Below are 18,624 nucleotides of genomic sequence, written 5' to 3' on the forward strand. Positions count from 1 at the left end.
AATCAAAAAAATTTGATTAATACTATATTAAAAAAGATACTTAAAGTATCTTACAACAAGTATCTTCATTTAAAACAACCTGTATTTGCTGCTCATTAATTTTATAATAATTCCATGTGCCATGCTTTTCAGCAATAAGAACATTTGCATCTACTAATTTTTTTAAATGATAAGAAAGTTTAGATTGTTTTATATCTAATAACTCTTCTAAATCACATACACATAATGATTTATTGAAGCTTTGGCTAATTTGATTTAGTATTTTTAATCTGATTTTATCAGCTAACGCATTAAACATATTTTCATAAAAGTCAAATTGTTGATCTTCACTCATATCAGTCTTTGCTTTAATAACTTCCATAAAAGACCATCCTTTTTATAATATTTCATTGAGTTTATATTATCTTTATTTCAATTCTTGAATTGCTTGTTTATAGTTATTTTTTGTTGATTCGCCATACTGATTAATGTTCCCTTTAAAGAACTCCTTCTCCATATACATTGTAGCTTCTTTTAAATTGATTTCTCTTGATAGCATAACAAGATTTAAATAACTTACAAAATAACCAACAGTTAAAGTACTTGCATGGTTTACTCGCAATCAAGCACGCCTCCTTATTGTCAACGTAGTTTTATATCATTTAATACATCAATTTTTTTTGATATATTAAATATAAATCAATATCTATATTATCGCAAGAAGAAAACCTATAATTTTACATAAACTTAGGTATTGCTCACAGAAATATTAAAATAATTTTTTTATAAATTGTATTATTAAGAATTAAATTTAGTAAAATTTTTAAAACTCAAGCAAAAACATAGACATCCATCTATATAGATGTTAGTCTATAATCGTAAATTAATTAATGAGGTGAGTATAATGTTAAATATTGAAATATACGAAGAAGCTATGTGCTGTTCTACTGGCGTATGTGGTCCAGAACCGGATGAAACACTAATAAAAGCGAACCAAATCAATGAATATTTAAAGCAAAATCAAATAGAAGTTCAACGTTATAATATGAATAACAATCCGAATGAATTCATTAAAAATCAAGAAGTTATTCGTTTAATTCAAGAAAAAGGTGATGAAGTTTTACCCATCACTTTTATAGAAGGCAATATAACTAAAACGGGCGCTTATATTACCCAAGAAGAAGCCGATGAAATTATTACAGTTAATCAAATGAGAAATGGAGGATGCTGTGGTGGAAATGGATGCTGTTAAATACTTAAATAAATTGAATTTAGATAACATTGAGTTAACAAAATATTTGTTTTTTACTGGTAAAGGTGGCGTAGGCAAAACAACGATATCAAGTTTTATTGCTTTAAACTTAGCAGAGAATGGAAAGAAAGTAGCTTTAGTAAGTACTGATCCAGCTAGTAATTTACAAGATGTATTTCAAATGGAATTATCTAATAAATTAACTAAATATCAACCTATACCTAATCTCTCTATAGCCAATTTCGACCCGATTGTTGCTGCAGACGATTATAAAGCACAATCTATAGAACCTTATGAGGGTATTCTACCAGAAGATGTGCTTGCTGAAATGAAAGAACAGTTAAGTGGTTCATGTACAGTTGAAGTAGCAGCATTTAATGAATTTACAAATTTTTTATCCGATAAAACTTTAGAACAAGAATTTGATTTCATTATATTTGATACAGCTCCCACAGGTCACACTTTGAGAATGCTTGAATTACCTTCTGCATGGACAGATTATTTAAATACAACGAGTAATGACGCTTCTTGCTTAGGTCAATTATCAGGTTTAAATGAAAATAGAGTTAAATATAATTCAGCACTTGAAAAACTACGTAACCAAGATGATACGACCATGATGTTAGTTGCGAGACCTACTCACTCTTCTATATATGAAATTCAAAGAGCGCAACAAGAATTACAACAACTGTCAATTTCTAAATTCAAAGTAATCATTAACAACTATATAGAAGAAAGTCACGGTTTAATTTCGAGTCAGATGAAATCGGAACAAGATAAAAACATTAATCATTTTACTGAATGGTTAAATAACAATCATGCTTATTACGTTCCATATAAAAAGCAGAAAGAAGAAGGTATAGAAAATTTAACTAATCTATTAAATGATGATAACTTAATTGAAAATGATGACTTTATTGTTGAAGATCATCCGCAATTCAATAAATTAATCGATGAAATTGAAAATAGTAAAGTTCAATATTTATTTACAATGGGAAAAGGTGGCGTTGGTAAAACGACAGTAGCAACGCAATTAGCTACAGCATTATCTAATAAAGGATATCGTGTTCTTTTAGCAACTACTGACCCTACTAAAGAAATTAATGTTGAAACTACAAGTAATTTAAATACTGCTTATATTGATGAAGAACAAGCATTAGAAAAGTATAAAAAAGAAGTACTAGCCACAGTGAATGATGATACACCACAAGACGATATTGATTATATTATGGAAGATTTAAAATCACCTTGTACAGAAGAAATAGCATTTTTCAAAGCCTTTAGTGACATTATGGAGAATCAAGACGACATGGATTACGTCATTGTAGACACAGCTCCTACAGGCCATACCTTGCTGTTACTTGATTCTAGTGAAAATCATCATAGAGAATTAAAGAAAAAATCAACTCAAACTACCAGTAATGTTGAAACATTATTACCTAAAATTCAAAATAAAAATTTAACACAGATGATAATCGTAACACTAGCAGAAAAAACACCTTATTTAGAATCTAAACGTTTAGTAGAAGATTTAAATAGAGCTAATATAGGCCATAATTGGTGGGTTGTTAATCAATCGTTAGTTACGCTAAATCAACGTGATGACCTTTTTAGTAACAAAAAAGAAGATGAATCATTTTGGATAAACAAGATTAAAAATGAAAGTTTTGACAATTATTTTGTCATACCTTATGGGGGGTTATCATAATTAAAAAAATTGTAATCATCGGTTCAGTTGCTGCCGGTACAAGTGTCGCGGCTAAAGCAAGAAGAAATAGTGAAGATGTGGAAATTATCGTTTTTGATAAAGATAGTGATATTTCGTATTCAGTATGTGGTATCCCCTACTATATAGGCGGTAATGTATCTGATATTGATGAACTCACGCCAAGAAATGCTAAATGGTTTAAAGAGCGCTTTAATATAGATATTTATACAAAATATGAAGTGAATCAGATAAATGATACTGATCAAACAATAACTGTTACCAATTTAGTAAATGATGAAAAGATGATTCAAGAATATGACGAATTAGTATTAGCAACAGGCTCATCGCCTAAGGAACTTCCTCAATTAAATAGCGAAGAATATAACAATGTATTTAAAGTTAAGAATATTAATGATGCGAAAGCAATTTATAATTATATTGAGGACAATGATGTTCAGAATATAACAATCATTGGTGGTGGATTTATTGGTCTAGAAATGTTAGAACAATTATCTAATTACAATACTTCAATTATTCAACGTAGTACTTTTATGCCTCATTTAGACTACGATATCAGTTTTATGATTCAAGAATATATTGAAGATAAAGCTAACGTATATACCAATAATGAAATAGATATTATTGATTATGATGAAAATCATACAATAAATAGAGTGAGCTTAAAAACTGGCGAATTAATTGATACAGATTTAATCATTATTGGAATTGGTGTCATACCAAATACTAAATTAGCTAAAGAAATTGGTATTAATATTGGAAAATCTGGAGCAATACAAACCAATAAGTATTTTGAAACAAATATTCCTCACATATATGCAATTGGTGATGTAGCAGAAAGTTATAATTTAATTACTGGTGACCCTATATATAGACCGTTAGGTTCTACAGCAAATAAAATGGGACGTATTTTAGGAGATCGATTAACTGGTGGAAATCTAGAACATAAAGGCATTTTAGGAACAGGCATTGTTCGTATATTTGATATGACAATTGCCCAAACAGGCTTAACTGAAAAAGAAGCTATTGATTTAGATATTGATATTGACGTATTACACAATGTGAAACCGAATCGTCCAGAATATATGCAAGGTCAAGAAATGGTAATTAAAGCTATATTTGATAAAAACAATTCTAAATTACTGGGTGCCCAAATTATTGGGTATGAAGGTGTAGATAAAAGAATAGATGTACTAGCTACTGCTATAACGTTTGGTGCCCATGCAGAAGATTTATTTCATTTAGATTTAGCATATGCGCCTCCTTTTTCTACAACTAAAGATCCTGTTATTTATACAGGGATGATTGGACACAATATTACTCGAGGACGCAAAATTATAACGCCTGAAGAAGTCATGAAACAAAATAATGACTTATTGATTTTAGATGTACGTTCTCCAAAGCAATTTGAAGTTAATCATGTTGATGGAGCGATTAACGTCCCATTGAAAATATTGAGAAGTTATGCAAAAACAGTAGATAAAAATCAAAAGATAGTGACTTACTGTAATAAAGGTACTACTGGGAATGCTGCACAAAACGTACTTATTAATTTAGGTTTTAAACAAGTGTTTAATTTGTCAGGTGGTAATAAAAATTATCAACGTTATAAAAGGTTTCAAGTAGAAAGGAAGAAGAAAAATTGAATTATAAAGAAATTTCACAATACTTAAAAGTGATTGCTGATAGTAGCCGTCTTGAAATATTAGACTTGTTATCTTGCGGTGAATTATGCGCTTGTGATTTATTAGAGCATTTTTCTTTTTCTCAACCCACATTAAGTCATCATATGAAAGTATTAAAAGACAATAATTTAATTACATCCAGAAAAGATGGTAATAAAATTTTATACAAATTGAATCATGACGTATTGGATAACGTTACATCACGACTCACTCTATTGAGTTCCAGTACTGTCCCATGTATATGTGAAACAGTAGAGAAAGGTGAGTGTTAATGATGACGATATTAGCAATCACAATATTTGTATTAACGTTAATTTTTGTTATATGGCAACCTAAAGGTCTAGATATTGGTATTACTGCATTAATTGGTGCTGTAGTTGCTATAATCACTGGCGTTGTAAGCTTTTCAGACGTACTAGAAGTTACTGGAATTGTTTGGAATGCGACTTTAACTTTTGTTGCAGTTATTCTTATTTCACTCATATTAGATGAAATTGGATTCTTTGAATGGTCTGCCATACATATGGTAAGAGCATCAAAGGGTAATAGCTTGAAAATGTTTATCTTTATCATGCTCTTAGGTTCAGTTGTAGCAGCCTTCTTCGCAAATGATGGTGCGGCTTTAATACTGACGCCTATTGTTTTAGCAATGGTACGTAGTTTAGGATTTGATAAAAAAGCGATATTCCCATTTATTATTGCTAGTGGTTTTATTGCAGATACTACGTCTCTTCCATTAATTGTTAGTAATTTAGTTAATATTGTTTCTGCTGATTACTTTGATATTGGATTTGTTGAGTACTTCAGTAAAATGATTATACCTAATATATTCTCTTTAATCGCAAGTATTCTTGTCTTATGGCTTTATTTTAGAAAGTCTATCCCAAGAAAATTTGATGCAGTAAATATTAGAGAACCAAAAGAAGCGATTAAGGACAAAAAGCTTTTTAATATCTCGTGGATTGTACTCACTGTATTGCTAGTTGGTTATTTAATAAGTGAGTTTATAAATATTCCAGTATCAATTATTGCTGGTATCATTGCTTTAATATTTGTATTATTAGCACGTAAGTCTAAGGCTGTGCATACGAAACAAGTAATTAAAGGTGCGCCATGGAATATTGTTTTATTCTCTATTGGTATGTATCTTGTGGTATTTGGTCTAAAAAATGTGGGCATCACAACGCTTCTTGGTGATGTACTAACAAATATTTCAAATTACGGCTTATTTAGTAGTATCATGGGCATGGGCTTTATAGCTGCATTCCTTTCATCCATTATGAACAACATGCCAACTGTTTTAATAGATGCAATAGCGATTGGTCAATCTCAAACAACAAGCATACTCAAGGAAGGCATGATTTATGCGAATGTTATCGGATCTGATTTAGGACCTAAAATAACACCAATTGGTTCGTTAGCAACACTTCTCTGGTTACATGTGCTTACTCAAAAAGGTGTTAAAATTTCTTGGGGACAATACTTTAAAATCGGTATTATTATAACGATTCCGGTATTATTTATCACACTGTTAGGGTTATATCTAACACTTATTATTTTCTAAAAAAAGAGGAAACTATTTATGGATAAAAAAACAATTTATTTTATATGTACAGGTAATTCATGCCGTAGCCAAATGGCTGAAGGCTGGGGTAAAAAAATCTTAGGAGATGAATGGCAAGTATATTCTGGCGGTATTGAGGCACACGGTGTAAATCCAAAAGCAATAGAAGCTATGAAAGAAGTTGGAATTGATATATCAAATCATGCTTCTAATTTAATTGACAAAAATATACTAAACCAATCTGATTTAGTAGTAACTCTATGTAGCGATGCTGATCAAAACTGTCCTGTATTGCCGCCTAATGTAAAGAAGGAACATTGGGGATTTGACGATCCTGCTGGCAAACCTTGGTCAGAATTCCAACGTGTTAGAGATGAAATCAAAGCAGCCATTGACTCATTTAAGGCTAGATAAATTTTAAGCGTCTCAATATCATTGAGACGCTTTTTAATAGACTTTTTATTATAAAATAACTTCAAAATATCAACTTAATAATTGCAACGACGATTAAAATACATATTATCGTTTTTTGAATATAGTCAGGTATTTTCTGACCCATTTTCATACCTAGAGGCGTAAATAGTATACTACCTAAAATTAACGGTACTGCACTATTGATAGGAATATACCCCTGTAATAATTTAATCATAAATGCTCCAATAGAAGAAATGAATGCAATTACAATACTATTTGTAACCACCATGTTCATTGGTAATTTAAATATAACAAGTAGTACTGGAATAATAATAAATGCGCCACCAGCTCCTACAATACCAGATACCAAACCGATGATACCACCTATTGTAATTAAAAGTAGACGATTAAACTTAATATGACTAGTAGATGGTGTAACTTTTATAAACATTAGAATAAGAGCTAGTAATGCAATAATAATATAAACCGTATTAACAAACTGAACATTTATTAAATTCGCTAAGATTGCACCTAGCATACTACCTATTACCATTCCACTTCCCATATTAAGTATAAGCGTTCTAGAAAAATTTTTATTTTTATATGCGTTTAAAGATCCACTCAATGTACTAAAAAAAACCTGACTTGAAGTTAATCCTGAAGCAATATAAGCACTATAAGTAGGTAAACCAAATAATGGTGGTAATAATAAGAGAGCTGGGTAAATAACAATGGCTCCCCCTATACCGACTAATCCAGAAATAAATCCTCCTAAGATACCAATAACTAACATTACTATAATTGTTGTTATACTTATCATTTACTTTTTATCAATAATTCAACTGCTTCATTAATTAGTGCCTGAGAATCTTCACTATTTTCTTCAGACATTTTGACGCATTCTACTAAGTTTTCACTAATGATAATACCCATTAACCGTTGAATAGAACTTTTAGAGGCACTTAATTGACTAATGACGTCTTTACAATTTTTTTCTTCCTCCATCATTTTAATGACTCCATTAAGCTGTCCTTGTATGCGATGAATACGATTAATCATCTTTTTATTATATTCCAATATATTTCACTCCACATTCATTTTTAATAATTACATCATATTGATTAAATTTTAGTTTGTCAAATACCCCCATAGGTATTTGACAAACTATCTAATTCGTTATAATATACCCCCATAGGTATTTAAAAGGAGGTAATTATGTCACAATATAAAACGAAACACATTAATGATTTCACTAAAAAAGAATTACAAGAATTGGGTTCTAAAGGTCAATTAATTGACGTTCGACAGCCTGAAGAATTTGAATTAGGACACATTAAAAATGCTTTATTACATTCAGTTGAAAATATAGAGACTTTTAAACAAAGCAAAAATAAAACTTACTATATCTATTGTAAAAGTGGTAATAGAAGTAGAAAAGCCAGTCAATTTCTTGCACAACGTGGATACGATGTGGTGAATTTAGACGGAGGTTATACCGCATACGAACAACAACATCATAATGATAATTTATCTAAAGTAAAAGAAGATAGAGAAATTAAAGATAATCGTAAGATGTTCAATTATAGTAATCTACAATGTCCAGGACCTATTGTTAATATTAGTAAAGAAATCAAAAACATCGCTATTGGTGATCAAATAGAAGTTGTTGTGACTGATCACGGATTTTTAAATGATATTAAAAGTTGGGTCAAACAAACTGGACATACACTTGTTAGACTCAATGATTCTGGTAATGAAATTCGCGCTATTATTCAAAAAGAAGAAAATAAAAATATAGAAGTGACACACACGAAAAGTGGAACAACGATTGTTTTATTTAGCGGCGAGCTAGATAAAGCAGTTGCAGCAATGATTATTGCTAATGGTGCTAAAGCCGCAGGGAGAGATGTAACCATTTTTTGCACATTTTGGGGCTTAAATGCACTTAAAAAAATTCAAAGTCAACGTATTAAGAAAAAAGGTATTGCAAAACTTTTTGACTTCATGCTTCCAAATTCACCAATTAACATGCCTATTTCTAAAATGAATATGTTTGGTTTAGGCAATCTAATGATGCGTTATGTCATGAAAAAGAAAAATGTCGATACTTTACCTTCTCTTATTGATCAAGCAGTTGAGCAAGGTGTTAAACTTATCGCTTGTACAATGAGTATGGATGTGATGGGCATTACAAAAGAAGAATTACGCGATGATGTAGAATACGGTGGCGTAGGTGCATATATTGGATATACAGAACAAGCTAATCACAATTTATTTATATAATTAGAAAGGAATGATATTATGTTTTTTAAACAATTTTATGATAAACATTTATCTCAAGCATCTTATTTAATCGGTTGTCAAAAAACTGGAGAAGCCATGATTATTGATCCTATTCGTGACTTATCTTCATATATTCGAGTTGCTGATGAAGAAGGTTTAACCATTACTCATGCAGCTGAAACACATATACATGCAGATTTTGCTTCAGGAATTAGAGATGTTGCTATAAAGTTAAATGCTAATATCTATGTATCAGGTGAAAGTGATGACACATTAGGTTATAAAAATATGCCTAACCACACTCATTTTGTTCAACATAATGACGATATTTATGTAGGAAATATAAAATTAAAAGTGCTTCATACACCTGGTCACACGCCAGAAAGTATAAGTTTTTTACTTACTGACGAAGGTGCTGGAGCACAAGTTTCAATGGGACTATTCAGTGGTGATTTTATTTTTGTAGGAGATATCGGTAGACCTGATTTACTAGAAAAAGCGGTTAAAGTAGAAGGATCATCTGAAATAGGCGCTAAACAAATGTTTAAATCGATTAAAAGTATTAAAGACTTGCCAGACTACATTCAAATTTGGCCTGGCCATGGCGCTGGTAGTCCTTGTGGTAAATCTTTAGGTGCTATTCCAACATCTACGCTTGGCTATGAAAAACAAACGAACTGGGCTTTTTTTGAAAATAACGAAGCTACCTTTATCGATAAACTCATTTCTGATCAACCTGCACCACCACATCATTTTGCACAAATGAAAAAAATTAATCAATTCGGTATGAATTTATATCAACCTTATACGGTTTATCCAACTACAAATACAAACAGATTAACTTTTGATCTCCGCAGTAAGGAGGCTTATCATGGTGGACATATTGAAGGTACAATCAATATTCCATATGATAAAAATTTCATCAATCAAATTGGCTGGTATCTAAACTATGATCAAGAAATTAACTTGATTGGAGACTATCACCTTATTTCAAAAGCAACACACACCTTACAACTCATTGGATACGATGATGTTGCTGGATATCAATTACCTCAATCTAAGATTCAAACACGTTCCATTCATAGTGAAGACATTACAGGTAACGAATCACATATATTAGATGTACGTAATGATAATGAATGGAATAATGGCCACTTATCTCAAGCGGTTCATGTACCACACAGCAAACTTTTAGAAACAGATTTACCTTTCAATAAAAACGATGTTATTTATGTACACTGTCAGTCTGGCATTAGAAGTTCGATAGCTATTGGTATTTTAGAACATAAAGGTTATCACAACATTATTAATGTAAATGAAGGTTACAAAGATATACACCTTTCTTAATATTTATACTAATGAAGAAGGACTATAAGTAGTTAGATATAGCTTATAGTCCCTTTTTATATTATTGGATACATATCTATTTAAAAATCATTTATGTATCCTCGCTTTATATCATTTAATAAATATTTTACATAGTGCATACCTTTTTTGTTTATTGATGTGTTCAAAAAACATAACAGCAATTCTTATAAACCTCATATGTTCTGATACGTTCAAAATTCCTTTATGATGCGGTTTATCGTATAAAAGTTAATTACATATTGTTGCATTCACTATGATTATCGTCATTTATAAGTAATATATTCAATGTTTCTATTACGCCATCTCTATCATTATTAATTGAAATTAAATTTGCTTTACTTTTAAGTTCTGGATAAGCGTTGTCCATAGCAACTTTGTATCGTGCATGCTCAAATAAAGGAACATCATTTAAACCATCACTTAATACAATCGTTTGTTCACTACTTATATTTAATAAATTTTGTAAAAAACGAATCGTTTTTCCTTTATCAACGTCTTTAGCTACTGCTTCGATAGCAGCTTGAATATGTTTACGTAAATATTCAATACGATAGTCATAATGAATATGTCCATAACAATGAATCGTCTAGTCTTAAATGATTCGTTTAATCAATGATACTTGTTCGCCAACTACAGTAAAACGATTACTAATTTTCAATCTTCTCATTTCATGTAATCGTTATAGTTACAAATTGAGTCGGATGTCAAAGTTTAAAGTTGGTAAATAAAAAATGCCCTATCATTCAAACTTTCAAATCTCAATGATAGGGTCAGTATAAACAGTTGTATTAATTATATTCATCTTCAATATCGCCAACGATTTCTTCAAGAATATTTTCTAAAGTAATGATACCTTTGAAATCAGCATTATCATAAACTGCAGCAATATGAACTTTTTTCTTTTTCATTATTTCCAAAATGTGCTTCAATGGCGTATTCAGTCTAACGTTGATAATTGGATTAACAAATGTCGCTAACTTAGATGGCTGATCCACATTAAATAATGATTTGGAATGGATAAAACCAAAAATTTGATCATCTTTAATAGCTGGATATCTTGTAAATGCATCTACTTTAATTTGTTGAATCGCATCATCAAAACGCGTATTTAAATTGAGTGTTTTGACATGTTCTTGATCGATCATAATATCTTTTGCGACTAAATTATCGAATTTAAATGCTTGATTAATATGGTGTAACTCACTGTCATTAATTTCGCCACCTTCATGGCTATCTTGAATTAATTGTTTCAATTCTTCTTCAGAGTGGAATACCTCACTCTCTTTAGCTGGTTTCATGTTGAACATTTTCAAGATTAATCGTGCTGCACCATTTAATAGCCAAATAAATGGATACATTATTTTATAGAAAAAGATGATTGGCTTCGCAAAGAGTAATGTAATATACTCAGCTTTTTGAATCGCAATGGTCTTAGGCGCCATCTCACCTACAACTACATGTAAAAATGTCGCGATAACAAACGCACCACCAATAGTAAATGGATGTATCCATGCTTCAGGAATACCTATACTACTGAATAGTGGGTTTAGAATAAATTCAAATGTGGATTCCCCGACCATACCAATACCTAAAGCGGTAATGGTAATACCTAATTGACAGGCAGCTAAGTATTCGTCAAGATGATCGACAACTTTTTTAGCAGCGATTGCTTTCTTCTCTCCTGCATTAAACAATTGTGCAATTCTTGTTACTCTGACTTTCACGATAGCAAACTCTGTCGCTACGAAAAATGCCGTTAGGACTAATAATAATATAAAAGTAATCAGACTAAATAGGGTCCCCAAATATGTTCCTCCAAAATAAAAAATATAGACTTACTATTATATGAATTGTATCAACGTTTTTTATATAATCAAAATATTTAAATTTTAAATACTAATATAAATAGTGCTATCTACTAGAACAAGGTAAACAAGCGGAATTCCCACATTATAATACTGATATGACTGCTAATGTGTTACAGACAATGTTCAAAGATATTGAAGAATTAGAGAAATAGCAATTGAAATCACTGTATCTAACGATTATCAATCGTATTGATATAAGGATAGATGAATATCATAAAAATTAATTTTACATCATCCTCAAATTGGATAACGCTTTTAATAAACAACTATTTAATAACCATCCACTCGACGAAGTGCTCCTCAGCACTTCGTATTTATTTTTGCCGCAAACTATATATATAACTATTGAATAAACAATGACTATTCTGTTATTCTTTCATTTATTTTATCTAACCAATTTTAGAATTCTCTTTATCAATTTCAATAACACTTATCTAATGAAACAGCCATTGTCGTAATTATTTTCATAACTACACGAAGCTTATATTGAAATTGCTAAAGAACATCCCACGATAATTTTTTACCGGGAAAGGAATGGGATTTGCAAATTCGAAGAAGCAGAAGGATTGTACAAGCACAATCCCAAAATCCCGTTATTCTTTATAAATAAATAATATATATAAGGAAGCAGAGACCCAATCCTATCATCAATACTTATAAATAATGAGTTGATTGTTCGTCAAAATGGGTGGGATTCCGGGATTTACTTGTTACACCAACGTTTATCACGAGTTTTTATATAGAATTTTCTCATATTGTCAACGGGATTCTTAATAAATGACAAATCAAATATATCGATTTATATGTTACTCAAATATAGTATATTTATTTTTATTATCGTTATATACAAAATCAATGAATATTATATACTAAAAATTAATATTAAAAATATAGTCACTGCTACATAAATATAGTATTTACAATTAATAAGATTCATTAAATACCAAAAATTTAAATTTATCCTTTAAATAACTCTTGTTTTTTGTATAATTATTGTATGTAACAAAAATAAATATAAGGGAGTTATTTAATATGTTTGTTTTAGCTACATCTTTATCAAGCCAAGTGAATCTTGACTGGCGGACATATATCATGCTTGCAGTATATTTTCTAATTTTACTTGTTATTGGATATTATGGTTATAAGCAGGCAACCGGAGATTTAAGAGAATATATGCTTGGTGGAAGAAATATAGGACCTTACGTTACTGCATTATCTGCTGGAGCTTCAGATATGAGTGGTTGGATGATTATGGGGTTACCTGGAGAGGTTTATACAACAGGTTTATCAGCAGCTTGGTTAGCTATTGGGTTAACTATCGGAGCTTATGTTAACTACATACTTGTAGCACCAAGACTTCGTGTGTACACTGAAAAAGCGAATGACTCAATCACATTACCTAACTATTTTACACATCGCCTTAATGATAATTCTAATATTATTAAAATTATCTCTGGTGGTATTATTGTTGTATTCTTTACACTATATACTCACTCGGGTATGGTTTCAGGTGGTAAATTATTTAATAGTGCGTTTGGTCTAGATTATCATACTGGTCTTATTGTAGTTTCGGTGATTGTTATTGCTTATACATTCTTTGGGGGGTATTTAGCAGTATCATTAACTGACTTCTTTCAAGGTGTAGTTATGTTAATTGCGATGGTTATGGTACCTATTGTAGCCATGATGCAGCTCGGAGGGATTGATGCTTTTTCTCAAGCAGCAAATTTAAAACCGACTAATTTAGATTTATTTAAAGGGACAACTATTGTGGGAATTATTTCTTTCTTTGCTTGGGGATTAGGTTACTTTGGTCAACCGCATATTATAGTACGATTCATGTCAATCAAATCTGTTAGTCAATTAAAAACTGCCAGAAGATTTGGTATTAGTTGGATGGCTATTAGTTTAATAGGTGCTGTATGTGTAGGGTTGATAGGTATTGCTTTTGTTCAAGATAGAGGAGTTAAATTAAATGATCCAGAAACACTTTTTATTTTAATGGGCCAAATTTTATTCCATCCATTGGTTGGTGGTTTCCTTCTTGCAGCAATTTTAGCAGCTATTATGAGCACAATCTCCTCACAACTACTTGTTACTTCTAGTTCACTTACAGAGGATTTCTATAAATTAATTAGAGGCGAAGAAGCTGCAAAAAAACATAAAAAAGAGTTTTTATTAGTAGGTCGATTATCTGTTCTTATTATAGCAATTATATCTATTATAATCGCATGGACTCCAAATGATACTATACTTAATCTTGTTGGTAATGCATGGGCTGGATTTGGTGCAGCATTTGGTCCACTGGTATTACTATCTCTCTATTGGAAGGGATTAAGTCGTACAGGAGCTATTTTTGGTATGATATCAGGATCAGTTGTAGTCATTATTTGGATTGTTTTTGTGAAACCATTAGGAGAATATATTGACTTCTTTAATTTATATGAAATTATTCCTGGATTTTTAACAAGTTTAATTGTGACTTATATCGTAAGTCTTATAACTAAAAAACCGAATAGAGATGTTGAAAAAGAATTAGAAGAAGTTAAAAAACTTGTAAAAGAAAAATAACATTTTATCATTTAAAGAGGTAGAACAAGAAATCGTGGTTCTATCTCTTATTTTTTTATTTACAAATTTCATTTTATTGAAGTATATAGTTTTTATCAATTTCAATAACACTTATCTAATATGGTAGCAAATTGGCATTACCTATCTACTACTACACGATGCTTATATTGAAATTGCTAAAGAACATCCCACAATGAGTTTTTATGTACTGAACCCCAAAAGTTGTACTTTGGTTAAGTATATAATTTCGAAGGTTTGTCTTCTATGATTTTTAGGAGACAAGCCTTTTAATTCTTTCATTATTATAAAAATCAATATATTGATGAATGGATTGTTTCAATTGGTCAAAATGTTGAAATTGATTGCCATAAAACATTTCTTGTTTTAGTAATCCAAAGAAATTTTCCATTAATGCATTATCTAAACAATTACCTTTTCTGGACATGCTTTGAAAAATATTGTTATATTTTAGGCATTTTACATATTTATCGTGTTGATAATGTCATCCTTGGTCTGAATGTATTGTTGAACGATAGTTTATTTTAGGCTTTTGATTAATGAGCGCTTGAAGTGGTGTCATGATTATATCTAAGGTAGCTCGATTAGACATAGAAAAACTAATGATTTCTGAACTATATACATCCATAAACGTTGATAAATATAATTTTTGATCATTTTTTAGTTTGAACTCTGTAATGTCGGTCACTATTTTTTGATAAAGTCGGTCAGTTTTAAATCGACGTTTGATTAAATTATTCGCAACTTTTCCAATTTTACCTTTATAGGCTTTATATGGTTCTGTTTCAAAGTTGATTTTATAGTATAATTTTAACAAAAAGGAGCCTTCTGTATGAATTATTTAAGATATAAACAATTCGATAAGGATGTTATTACTGTAGCCGTTGGCTACTACCTAAGATATGTATTAAGTTATCGTGATATATCTGAAATACTAAGAGAACGTGGTGTGAACGTTCATCACTCAACAGCCTACCGTTGGGTTCAAGAATATGTCCCGATTTTGTATCAAATCTGGAAGAAAAAGCATAAAAAAAGTGTATTATAGGTGGTGTATTGATGAGAAATACATCAAAATAAAAGGAAAATGGTGTTATTTATATCGTGCGATTGAGGCAGATGGTCATAAACTAGATATTTGGTTACGCAAAAAGCGAGATAATCACTCAGCATATGCGTTTATAAAACGCCTCGTTAAACAGTTTGGTAAACCTCAAATAGTGATTACAAATCAAGCACTTTCAACGAAGATGGCCATGGCTAAAGTAATTCAATCGTTTAAATTGAACTCTAACTGTCATTGTACATCTAAATATCTCAATAACCTCATTGAACAAGATATCAAAGTATCAATACAGCAAAAAATACAATCAAAGGGATTGAATGTATTTACGCTCTATACAAAAAGAACCGTAGGTCTCTTCAGATCTACGGATTTTCACCGTTCCACGAAATTAGACATATGTTAGCCAGTTAAAGGAACAACGACATGATAAAGTGGTAATTAGCTATATTTTTCTAACTTTGCAACAGAACCTATAAAAGCTATTATTGATGAAGTTTTAGAGAGATTTTTAGAAAATAATAAATATTAATATTTTACTATAAAGTGAGAGTGTGTCATTACAATTTAAGTTAATGATACCCTCTTACTTTATATAAGCATCATGAAAATGGGAGTTATTCTTATCAAAGGAATGATATTTTAATATAGAATAATAAAATTAATTAAAATAAAAATTTAATTATTTTTAGATAATAAGTGTGAGTAAAATAAAACGTAGTTAAAATAAATTTATATAAAAAAACAAAATATTTTTTAATGTAAATATTGAGTTAAATTTAATTGTTTTTAGAAAGTGACAGTGATAGTATTAGGGTACTAAAAAACAAAAATTTTCAGTCAAATGGGTAATATTACAGTTAAAACTTTCAATTAATGGGGGAAATTATGACAAAAAAAATCAAACGGTTTAAAGAAAATTTTAAAGAAGAAAAAGCAAGAGTGAGATTGTATAAATCAGGAAAAAATTGGGCTAAAGCAGGAATTAGAGAAATTCAACTTATGAAAGTTATGGGTCTACCTTTTGCAGGACAAAAAGTAGCTGTAGGAAAAGATTTGAATTCACAAAATTCAAGCTTCAAGAAGAATGCTCTAAAAACGTCAGCTGTAGTAGGCGGAGCGTTCACTTTCAACATGTTAAATAATCATGAAGCATTTGCTGCATCAGAAACGCCTGTAACATCTGAAATAAGTTCCAATAGCACTACTGTAGGTGATCAAACATCTACTAAAGAAAGCAAAGATAGTGCTGCAAGTACAGAAAGCAAAGATAGTGCTGCAAGTACAGAAAGCAAAGATAGTGCTTCAAGTACAGAAAGCAAGGACAGTGCTGCAAGTACAGAAAGCAAAGATAGTGCTGCAAGTACAGAAAGCAAAGATAGTGCTGCAAGTACAGAAAGCAAAGATAGTGCTGCAAGTACAGAAAGCAAAGATAGTGCTTCAAGTACAGAAAGCAAGGACAGTGCTGCAAGTACAGAAAGTAAGGACAGTGCTGCAAGTACAGAAAGCAAAGATAGTGCTTCAAGTACAGAAAGCAAGGACAGTGCTTCAAGTACAGAAAGCAAAGATAGTGCTGCAAGTACAGAAAGCAAAGATAGTGCTTCAAGTACAGAAAGCAAGGACAGTGCTGCAAGTACAGAAAGCAAGGACAGTGCTGCAAGTACAGAAAGCAAGGACAGTGCTGCAAGTACAGAAAGCAAGGACAGTGCAACAAGTGAAGATTTAGGTTCAGCAATCACAATTAATAATAGTGATTCGTCGTCTAACAGTACCTCAGCAACTAAATTAAGAACTTTTAGTAGATTAGCAACAACAACATTCGCAGCAGCAGCAACATCTACTACAAATACTTATACAGGTGCGGGTACCGATACAAATAATAATATTCCTATCTATTATAAATTGACTACTGTTAATAATGGAACATCTATGACTTTTACTTATACAGTTACATATGATAATCCAGCAACAACAACAGTTGAAAAACCAACGACATTAACAAATGGTTATTCAATATACAATACAGGTGCATCTAATCAAACAATGTTTACATTAGGTAACGGATATGGAACTCCTTCATCTGCCACGAGCTATATTACAGACTCAACAGGTGCAAAGGTTAGTAATCCAGCAGCAAATACAACACCTATGGTTAAACAAGGTAATGGATATACTTGGGCAAACGGTTATCAAATGAATGGATATCAAGCTAAACAAGGCTATGGTTTAACAACGACATGGACAGTTCCTATTAATTCTGGGGGCGATACATCGTTTACATTTGATCCGTACTCTACATCTGTGACAGGTGGTACTAACTTTTTTAATGGTCAAAAAGTTAATGTAACTGATCCAACAAGTACAGCTAATTCACAAAGTGCGTCAACAAGTACAGCTAACTCACAAAGTGCGTCAACAAGTACAGCTAACTCACAAAGTGCATCAACAAGTACAGCTAATTCACAAAGTGCGTCAACAAGTACAGCTAACTCACAAAGTGTGTCAACAAGTACAGCTAATTCACAAAGTGCGTCAACAAGTACAGCTAACTCACAAAGTGTGTCAACAAGCGCATCTGATTCAGCATCAGCAAGTGCATCTGATTCAACATCAGTAAGTGCATCTGATTCAACATCAGTAAGCGCGTCTGACTCAGCGTCAACAAGTGCATCTGATTCAGCGTCAACAAGTGCATCTGATTCAACATCAGTAAGCGCAAGTGATTCAACGTCAGTAAGCGCAAGTGATTCAACGTCAGTAAGCACATCAGATAGTGCATCAACAAGCACAAGCGTATCTGACTCAAACTCAGTAAGCGCGTCTGACTCAGCGT

17 protein-coding genes and 3 pseudogenes are annotated in these 18,624 nt (G+C 31.2%); 12 read left to right on the forward strand and 8 right to left on the reverse strand.

Annotated features, from left to right (window positions below; genetic code table 11):
- Nucleotides 1-40: 40 nt before the first annotated feature.
- Both ACJQQZ_RS11950 and ACJQQZ_RS11955 read right to left on the reverse strand, forming a co-directional pair.
- The gene (locus ACJQQZ_RS11950; protein ID WP_002449352.1) at nucleotides 41-361 is read right to left on the reverse strand and encodes an ArsR/SmtB family transcription factor; all 321 of its coding nucleotides are present in this window, start codon (nucleotides 359-361) and stop codon (nucleotides 41-43) included.
- A gap of 45 nt (nucleotides 362-406) precedes the next feature.
- A complete protein-coding gene (locus tag ACJQQZ_RS11955) occupies nucleotides 407-601 on the reverse strand; it encodes a hypothetical protein (RefSeq protein WP_029056259.1) in 195 nt (64 codons plus the stop codon).
- A 282-nt stretch (nucleotides 602-883) separates the two neighbouring features.
- Here ACJQQZ_RS11955 and arsD point away from each other — a divergent pair, with 282 nt between their 5' ends.
- The 6 genes from arsD to arsC are packed head-to-tail and all read left to right on the forward strand — an operon-like array spanning nucleotide 884 to nucleotide 6,620.
- Complete coding sequence (arsD, locus tag ACJQQZ_RS11960) at nucleotides 884-1,231, forward strand: arsenite efflux transporter metallochaperone ArsD (RefSeq protein WP_002489605.1); 348 nt, start codon at nucleotides 884-886, stop codon at nucleotides 1,229-1,231.
- Nucleotides 1,218-2,939 carry an arsenical pump-driving ATPase gene (gene arsA, locus ACJQQZ_RS11965; protein WP_029056260.1) on the forward strand — a complete coding sequence of 574 codons (1,722 nt, stop codon included), beginning with the start codon at nucleotides 1,218-1,220 and terminating at the stop codon, nucleotides 2,937-2,939. The genes arsD and arsA overlap by 14 nt, the downstream gene beginning before the upstream one ends.
- Nucleotides 2,939-4,603, forward strand: a complete 1,665-nt coding sequence (locus ACJQQZ_RS11970) for an FAD-dependent oxidoreductase (protein ID WP_029056261.1) — start codon at nucleotides 2,939-2,941, stop codon at nucleotides 4,601-4,603. The genes arsA and ACJQQZ_RS11970 overlap by 1 nt, the downstream gene beginning before the upstream one ends.
- Nucleotides 4,600-4,914 carry an ArsR/SmtB family transcription factor gene (locus ACJQQZ_RS11975; RefSeq protein ID WP_002441914.1) on the forward strand — a complete coding sequence of 105 codons (315 nt, stop codon included), beginning with the start codon at nucleotides 4,600-4,602 and terminating at the stop codon, nucleotides 4,912-4,914. Before ACJQQZ_RS11970 ends, ACJQQZ_RS11975 begins: the two co-directional genes overlap by 4 nt.
- Nucleotides 4,914-6,206 carry an arsenite efflux transporter membrane subunit ArsB gene (gene arsB, locus ACJQQZ_RS11980; protein WP_186364179.1) on the forward strand — a complete coding sequence of 431 codons (1,293 nt, stop codon included), beginning with the start codon at nucleotides 4,914-4,916 and terminating at the stop codon, nucleotides 6,204-6,206. Before ACJQQZ_RS11975 ends, arsB begins: the two co-directional genes overlap by 1 nt.
- 18 nt (nucleotides 6,207-6,224) lie before the next feature.
- Complete coding sequence (gene arsC / locus ACJQQZ_RS11985; protein WP_015387314.1) at nucleotides 6,225-6,620, forward strand: arsenate reductase (thioredoxin); 396 nt, start codon at nucleotides 6,225-6,227, stop codon at nucleotides 6,618-6,620.
- Nucleotides 6,621-6,681: 61 nt separating this feature from the next.
- Here arsC and ACJQQZ_RS11990 read toward each other — a convergent pair whose 3' ends face one another.
- The gene (locus ACJQQZ_RS11990) at nucleotides 6,682-7,440 is read right to left on the reverse strand and encodes a sulfite exporter TauE/SafE family protein (protein WP_037555681.1); all 759 of its coding nucleotides are present in this window, start codon (nucleotides 7,438-7,440) and stop codon (nucleotides 6,682-6,684) included.
- Nucleotides 7,437-7,697, reverse strand: a complete 261-nt coding sequence (cstR, locus tag ACJQQZ_RS11995; RefSeq protein ID WP_000456194.1) for a persulfide-sensing transcriptional repressor CstR — start codon at nucleotides 7,695-7,697, stop codon at nucleotides 7,437-7,439. The genes ACJQQZ_RS11990 and cstR overlap by 4 nt, the downstream gene beginning before the upstream one ends.
- Nucleotides 7,698-7,835: 138 nt before the next feature.
- On the opposite strand from cstR, the gene ACJQQZ_RS12000 reads away from it, so the two are divergent.
- Both ACJQQZ_RS12000 and cstB read left to right on the forward strand, forming a co-directional pair.
- Nucleotides 7,836-8,903 carry a DsrE/DsrF/DrsH-like family protein gene (locus ACJQQZ_RS12000; RefSeq protein WP_015387315.1) on the forward strand — a complete coding sequence of 356 codons (1,068 nt, stop codon included), beginning with the start codon at nucleotides 7,836-7,838 and terminating at the stop codon, nucleotides 8,901-8,903.
- Between the two features lie 18 nt (nucleotides 8,904-8,921).
- Nucleotides 8,922-10,250, forward strand: coding sequence for a persulfide dioxygenase-sulfurtransferase CstB (gene cstB, locus ACJQQZ_RS12005; RefSeq protein WP_015387316.1), 1,329 nt, complete (start codon nucleotides 8,922-8,924; stop codon nucleotides 10,248-10,250).
- A 253-nt stretch (nucleotides 10,251-10,503) separates the two neighbouring features.
- Here cstB and ACJQQZ_RS12010 read toward each other — a convergent pair.
- Both ACJQQZ_RS12010 and ACJQQZ_RS12015 read right to left on the reverse strand, forming a co-directional pair.
- Nucleotides 10,504-10,842: pseudogene (locus tag ACJQQZ_RS12010) on the reverse strand (HAD family hydrolase); the annotation flags it as partial.
- 217 nt (nucleotides 10,843-11,059) lie between these two features.
- Nucleotides 11,060-12,076: a hemolysin family protein gene (locus ACJQQZ_RS12015; RefSeq protein ID WP_029056266.1), complete on the reverse strand. Its 1,017-nt coding sequence runs from the start codon at nucleotides 12,074-12,076 to the stop codon at nucleotides 11,060-11,062.
- A gap of 173 nt (nucleotides 12,077-12,249) precedes the next feature.
- Here ACJQQZ_RS12015 and ACJQQZ_RS12020 point away from each other — a divergent pair.
- Both ACJQQZ_RS12020 and putP read left to right on the forward strand, forming a co-directional pair.
- Nucleotides 12,250-12,492 (forward strand): annotated as a pseudogene (locus ACJQQZ_RS12020) (cassette chromosome recombinase CcrB); the annotation flags it as partial.
- Nucleotides 12,493-13,171: 679 nt separating this feature from the next.
- Nucleotides 13,172-14,710, forward strand: a complete 1,539-nt coding sequence (putP, locus tag ACJQQZ_RS12025) for a sodium/proline symporter PutP (protein ID WP_019236147.1) — start codon at nucleotides 13,172-13,174, stop codon at nucleotides 14,708-14,710.
- Nucleotides 14,711-14,981: 271 nt separating this feature from the next.
- Here putP and ACJQQZ_RS12030 read toward each other — a convergent pair whose 3' ends face one another.
- A complete protein-coding gene (locus tag ACJQQZ_RS12030) occupies nucleotides 14,982-15,155 on the reverse strand; it encodes an IS3 family transposase (protein WP_124224414.1) in 174 nt (57 codons plus the stop codon).
- Nucleotides 15,156-15,212: 57 nt separating this feature from the next.
- Nucleotides 15,213-15,545: a DDE-type integrase/transposase/recombinase gene (locus ACJQQZ_RS12035; protein ID WP_186364178.1), complete on the reverse strand. Its 333-nt coding sequence runs from the start codon at nucleotides 15,543-15,545 to the stop codon at nucleotides 15,213-15,215.
- A gap of 15 nt (nucleotides 15,546-15,560) precedes the next feature.
- Here ACJQQZ_RS12035 and ACJQQZ_RS12040 point away from each other — a divergent pair.
- A pseudogene (locus tag ACJQQZ_RS12040) lies at nucleotides 15,561-16,205 on the forward strand (IS6 family transposase).
- Nucleotides 16,206-16,679: 474 nt separating this feature from the next.
- A partial coding sequence (locus tag ACJQQZ_RS12045; protein ID WP_408023164.1) for a KxYKxGKxW signal peptide domain-containing protein occupies nucleotides 16,680-18,624 on the forward strand: 1,945 nt, incomplete at its 3' end.

The organism is Staphylococcus sp. KUGN1 (assembly GCF_045984185.1).
Lineage (GTDB): Bacteria > Bacillota > Bacilli > Staphylococcales > Staphylococcaceae > Staphylococcus > Staphylococcus warneri_A.

What these genes read in the sequence shown, in the direction of transcription:
- arsA (WP_029056260.1), top strand. Translation starts at nt 1,218, where the DNA reads ATGGATGCTGTTAAATACTTAAATAAATTGAATTTAGATAACATTGAG.
- ACJQQZ_RS12030 (WP_124224414.1), bottom strand. Translation starts at nt 15,155, where the DNA reads ATGTCCAGAAAAGGTAATTGTTTAGATAATGCATTAATGGAAAATTTC.
- ACJQQZ_RS11990 (WP_037555681.1), bottom strand. Translation starts at nt 7,440, where the DNA reads ATGATAAGTATAACAACAATTATAGTAATGTTAGTTATTGGTATCTTA.
- arsC (WP_015387314.1), top strand. Translation starts at nt 6,225, where the DNA reads ATGGATAAAAAAACAATTTATTTTATATGTACAGGTAATTCATGCCGT.
- arsD (WP_002489605.1), top strand. Translation starts at nt 884, where the DNA reads ATGTTAAATATTGAAATATACGAAGAAGCTATGTGCTGTTCTACTGGC.
- arsB (WP_186364179.1), top strand. Translation starts at nt 4,914, where the DNA reads ATGATGACGATATTAGCAATCACAATATTTGTATTAACGTTAATTTTT.
- putP (WP_019236147.1), top strand. Translation starts at nt 13,172, where the DNA reads ATGTTTGTTTTAGCTACATCTTTATCAAGCCAAGTGAATCTTGACTGG.
- ACJQQZ_RS12000 (WP_015387315.1), top strand. Translation starts at nt 7,836, where the DNA reads ATGTCACAATATAAAACGAAACACATTAATGATTTCACTAAAAAAGAA.
- cstB (WP_015387316.1), top strand. Translation starts at nt 8,922, where the DNA reads ATGTTTTTTAAACAATTTTATGATAAACATTTATCTCAAGCATCTTAT.
- ACJQQZ_RS11950 (WP_002449352.1), bottom strand. Translation starts at nt 361, where the DNA reads ATGGAAGTTATTAAAGCAAAGACTGATATGAGTGAAGATCAACAATTT.